A 5119-nucleotide genomic window follows, 5' to 3' on the forward strand; every position below is an offset into this window, starting at 1 on the left:
TTTTTAAGTATTGGTAATACGGATTGGCTCATCCCCCATATGACGCTCAAACTTAATATGGAGACATCTCGGGCTGTGGCCACCAGTTTATTTATCATGTTTGTAACTATTTTATTTTACCTAATCTTGGTCTGCATTAGTGTCTGGGTTGGAAACNCATCNTGGCCCCATGGGACATCTTTGTTGTTTGCAACTTGCAGTGGTGTTATTATGGGAGGCCAAATCGGTACCCGTTTAATCCGTATCCCATGGTTAAAAAAGCATCAAAAACATACCTTTATTATTTTGCTGGCTATGTCTATCATTCACTTGATTTGGTAGAAAAACAGCCTGGAAAATCCGGATAAACATAATGGTAATAAACCGGGCTATTTGAAATTCTGATGCCATCACCAATAATAGATCAAAGTAACGTCCTATAAAATATGCTTCGTGGATTCAAATTCCCCGTTGCGACCCAGGCGATAATCAGTCAATTCTCCAATTGACTGAAGGTTAAAAAGAAAGCCTCTTAAAAAATTGATTCTATATCGAAACACTAAAATTAAACAGAATTTAGGGGATGTTATGAAGTATAAAGGATCTTGCCTTTGTGGTGAAATTACTTTTGAAATAATCGGAGAATTTGAAAGCTTTTTTCTTTGCCATTGCGAACGTTGTAGAAAAGATACTGGCTCAGCACATGCTGCTAATTTATTTTCTTCTTCAGCTAAGTTAATATGGCTATCGGGCAAAGATAAAGCTAAAACCTTTGATTTCAAATCAGAGGGGCATATAAAAAGCTTTTGCTCGAATTGTGGATCAGCTCTTCCCAATATACAGATGGATGGAGATCTGTTGGTTGTTCCAGCCGGAAGTCTTGACAGTGATGTGCAAATGGAACCTCAAGGCCATATTTATTGGAGGAACAAAGCAAATTGGGACAATAATTTGGAAAAGGTTGCCAAATTCGACCAACTGCCAAATCAAAACAACATGTAATATCCATGACAAAAGCAAGTAATACCAAGGTCCACAATAATGGTATCAAAAAACTCAATTCCGAGTTCCAGTCCTCTCATCAATAACAGATCAAGTAAACATGGCCCTAGCGCAGGAGTTTTCCGAGCCATTCTGAAAATAGGCCATCTGCGTTTCAGAATCAACAAAGCATAATTTCATTCCTTCCGTTTTCTTGACATTCAACGGCAATAACAGTAGTTAATCCAATTCAGTATATGGCCTTGATCATCGTTTCGTCCACTTGATAATTTCAAGTGCTGATCAGATAATGAAAACCTTTAAATCATGCGGTTATCAGATCGGTTTCCATAATGTCCAAATCGGAAACGGACCAAAGGATGATCAAGGCCCAGTATATATTTTCAATGTGTTGTGAGAGGGAAAAGATTGGCACTTACCAAAGTAGAAATTATTGAAAGAGTAGCAGAAGGATTGGATCTCTCTGGCTCTGGAGCTAAAGATACCGTAGAAGAAATGCTTGAAATCATCAAATCCACCTTGGCATCAGGGGAGGATATTATGATTTCGGGTTTCGGAAAATTCCAAGTTGCTGAAAAAGCAACCAGAAAGGGACGGAATCCAGCCACTGGTTCAGAAATGATGTTGGAAGGCAGAAGGGTGGTCACCTTCAAATGTTCTGGTAAACTGCGAGATCAGATAAATGAGGGGAATAATGAATAGGCTGTGGAATTATGAAGATTACGTAAAGTTTCTTTCCCATGACAATAGCCTTGTCAGGAAATGGGCATTTGACGCCGTAGAAAAACAATACCCTAATAAATATACTGACGAGGTTAGCAGATTAATTTCAGATGAAGATTCGCACCTGGCATGTGTTGCACCAGGTTATCTTGCTAAACATCACGCTATCCAACATGCCCCGGCTATCTTGAATAGCTTTTTGAATGATTCAGGGAACATTCCATCCAATTGTGCTTTGGCATTATCAAAAATGAAATATGAGCCCGCTTTGGAAACGATCATTGACTCATTGTCAGATGACGTGAGTGCTGATTCATTGTTCGGGCTGTTTAACTATTTAGGGACTATCCATAGCGATGCTGCAAGAGAGACATTAATTTCCGCTGTAAAGCAAATTAAAGATCCCATGCTTCAGGGCAATGCTATTTTCAATCTGTTGAGGCATGATCATCAGGAGGATATTGCCTGGATCATAGAACTCATTCTGAAGCCTGTAAAAAAAGGCAAAGGTATAGAAAATTACCTGATAGAAGCTCTGGCGAATTATTGGAGTGCCGGTGATTATTTTAATGATTTAACCAAAAACCAAGGAAGTAAAAGCCTTATTAAAGATTCAGTGGAAGCCTTTGATTCCTTTTTTTACAGGAATGATCATTTATCCATTGAGCAAGATGCTAAAGACAAGATTAATTTATTAATCACGAAAAGACAGTACCATGATCTCATCACAACCCTGATGTTTGAAGCCCAAAATATTACACAAAAGCGATACCCGGAGAAAGCAGTACCTGGTGGCGTTCAGGAATTTTTTATTATAGATTCAGCAGGCGTGTTTTTATTTAAGGAGTTATCCAAACAACCCTCTTTATGGCATAAACTCAAGGCCTCTAAGAATTTTGATGACATAGAGGCCTTAATTGCTTTCGTGCTGTCAGTGTATTTTGCTATTATAGAACGAACTCCTTATGTAAAAGCGTTATTGCCAGGTGCAGAGATGTCTGATCTAATCCGGGCCATACAAAATGCCGGTTCAAAATTTCCTGAAGAATTGTCTCAAAAAATAGTCAATATAGCGCCTGTTGATGCATTACGAGCTTCCTTATCAGATGATTTGAATACCTGGGGCGATATCAAGATCGTAAAAATCATGGGACAGATTGGAAAAAAAGAATTTGTACCTGAATTGCTCCGTGTTTTAAATGATGCGGACAGTCTGGATTATATTTATGGAGATGCAATAACAGCCTTAAATGCTTTAGACGAGTCAGCGGATGAATTAATTTTGACTGCTGCCCAGAATAATAAAATTAAAGAGTGGGAGCTCATTTCAATTCTTGAACATCTTCCATATCCTGAATCGTTTGAACTAATTATGAAGAAATGGAACGACGAGAATAGTGAAATAGACTCTTATGAGATGTTTGCCTATTGTCTGCGGGGGATTGGAGACCCTAGAGGGATAGCAGTTCTTCAGGACATTTATAATAATCAAAATAGTGCTGATTATGTTGGCAGGCCGTTAGAATGCCTGAGTTTGCTTCATAATGCTGATATTCCGGAACTCCCAGCGATCAGAACGGGACGAAGGGAAGAAAAGAAACGACAAGAGCTAAGGGCAAAAGAGCTGAATGGTATTTTCAGCGATATGGGGAATATCAAAAATAAAGGAACGGTAATTCCGTTTCAAAAAGAATCCAAAAAAATAGGAAGAAATGACCCGTGTCCCTGTGGCAGCGGAAAGAAGTATAAAAAATGCTGTTTGAATAAATCATAACCTCTGTACGGTACGGACTCTCTCAATTGTTGCAAAAAGAAGAATCCAGGAGTCAAAATAACGGGATTCTTCTTTCTTAGTCTATGCTTTTGTGGTGGGTTCATTATCACAAAATCCACAAGGGAAATGAGTAATACAAAACCCCGCAATGATGGTATGGAGCCGGACTTTTTGAAGTTCAAAGCCCCACACCAATAACAGATCAAAGCAACGCCCCGGAAAATTCAAAAATTCAGGAGCTCAAATTCCCCCTTGCCATCTATGCGCCAGCCAGGATATTCTCCAATTAAATTGATTTTAAAAAAGAATTATCTATATCCGTATAACATTCAAAATATGCATGTTATCTCGTTAGATAAGTGGACATGAAAGATAAACGGAAGCCACCGATCAACTTGTCAGGAGCGCTGATCAAATATGAAATTAAAAATCAAAATAATAGGCACCATAATTTCTCTTGTTTGCTTAATCCTGGTCGGATACTCTACAGCGTATGGAATATTACTGCCTTATAGCCCTGTTATTGTGGGTTTTGAAAAGAAAACCTATAAAATGGCGACTATTTATTATCATAAAGGGTATAATCTTCCACCTTTGGAGGAAATTGATACTTTAATTGAGGAAAATGAAAGCAATCATGATCTTAAATATAAAAGAAATGTTGATATTATTCTCTGCGAGTCAGACAGAGAAAAGAAAAGAATAACGGGATCCTTAACTCGCGCTCAATCATTTTTTTTGTTTGGTCGAGTTGTCGTTTCAAGAAAACTTCAAGATGAAGCGGTTGCTCATGAAAAGCCTTTTGGAATGTATCTTCAACATGAACTGTCACATTCGCTTACTCACCAGAACCTATCTTTACTCAGGACTTTTACTTTCCCCGCATGGCTTGATGAGGGCCTTGCGGTATACTCATCTGATCAATTTGGAAAAGCTGGATATTTTAATCAACAAGAAGTTTCTGCGTATTTATCAAAAGGATTCTTCTATCATCCCAATTGGTGGCCTCAGCCACTTCATAAGGCTCCGATTGAGTCTAAGGAATTCGAATTAAAAAACAAATATTATTTTATATATTCAGAATATGGTTGCATTGTGAGCGATCTTATTAACACATATGGACGAAACCGTTTCATAGACTATTATCACCATCTACTGAAAAATAAAGAAAACGAAAAAATATTTCAAAGTTCGTTTGGTATTTCATTTTATGATTATCTGAATGAATTTAAAAAACGTATGATATCAAAAAGCTCCTAACAAAAGGCTAAAGGCCGAAAATACCCGCCCAAAAGCGGCGGGCATGGCAACTTAGCCACGTGTTACATTTATAGTTCCGGTCATATGACTTGATACTTTAACCCAAATCGTGTAGTATAGTCGCACCCGAAGTTTACCCAGGAGACAGAGTAACTATTCCAGTTNCCTCGATTCTCAATTTTGTTCATCAAGAGCAGCATCGTCCCGCCAAAAGGCATCTTCAATATCACGAGTTTTCCTTATTAACCCAGCGCAGGTCTTGGCGGTAACCTTGCCAAACGCACTTTCAAGCTGCTGAATTAAATTATTCATTGTAAAATCACAATTGCGGCCAATTTCATTTTTCACAATGCCCCAACATGTCTCTATTGGTTGTAACTC

The 5119-nt window shown here is 38.2% G+C and carries 5 protein-coding genes; 4 read left to right on the forward strand and 1 reads right to left on the reverse strand.

Annotation, left to right across the window (positions count from 1 at the left end):
• Positions 1-567: 567 nt before the first annotated feature.
• From B147_RS0105600 to B147_RS0105615, 4 genes are all read left to right on the forward strand, one after another.
• Entirely contained in the window at positions 568-981 is a 414-nt protein-coding gene (locus B147_RS0105600) for a GFA family protein (RefSeq protein WP_020586253.1), read from the forward strand.
• 408 nt (positions 982-1389) lie between these two features.
• The gene (locus B147_RS0105605; protein WP_033396976.1) at positions 1390-1683 is read left to right on the forward strand and encodes an integration host factor subunit alpha; all 294 of its coding nucleotides are present in this window, start codon (positions 1390-1392) and stop codon (positions 1681-1683) included.
• Complete coding sequence (locus B147_RS32760; RefSeq protein WP_020586255.1) at positions 1676-3478, forward strand: SEC-C metal-binding domain-containing protein; 1803 nt, start codon at positions 1676-1678, stop codon at positions 3476-3478. The genes B147_RS0105605 and B147_RS32760 overlap by 8 nt, the downstream gene beginning before the upstream one ends.
• 417 nt (positions 3479-3895) lie before the next feature.
• Positions 3896-4738 (forward strand): hypothetical protein, encoded by an 843-nt coding sequence (locus B147_RS0105615; RefSeq protein WP_020586256.1) that lies wholly within the window; start codon positions 3896-3898, stop codon positions 4736-4738.
• Between the two features lie 174 nt (positions 4739-4912).
• Here the strand turns inward: B147_RS0105615 and B147_RS31675 are convergent.
• Positions 4913-5119: hypothetical protein (locus B147_RS31675; RefSeq protein ID WP_026259529.1), on the reverse strand; the 207-nt coding region annotated here is incomplete at its 5' end.

The sequence above is a fragment of the Desulfobacter curvatus DSM 3379 genome (assembly GCF_000373985.1).
Lineage (GTDB): Bacteria > Desulfobacterota > Desulfobacteria > Desulfobacterales > Desulfobacteraceae > Desulfobacter > Desulfobacter curvatus.

Excerpts from the sequence above, each read along its gene's own strand:
- B147_RS32760 (WP_020586255.1), top strand. The coding sequence starts at position 1,676 with ATGAATAGGCTGTGGAATTATGAAGATTACGTAAAGTTTCTTTCCCAT.
- B147_RS0105600 (WP_020586253.1), top strand. The coding sequence starts at position 568 with ATGAAGTATAAAGGATCTTGCCTTTGTGGTGAAATTACTTTTGAAATA.
- B147_RS0105615 (WP_020586256.1), top strand. The coding sequence starts at position 3,896 with ATGAAATTAAAAATCAAAATAATAGGCACCATAATTTCTCTTGTTTGC.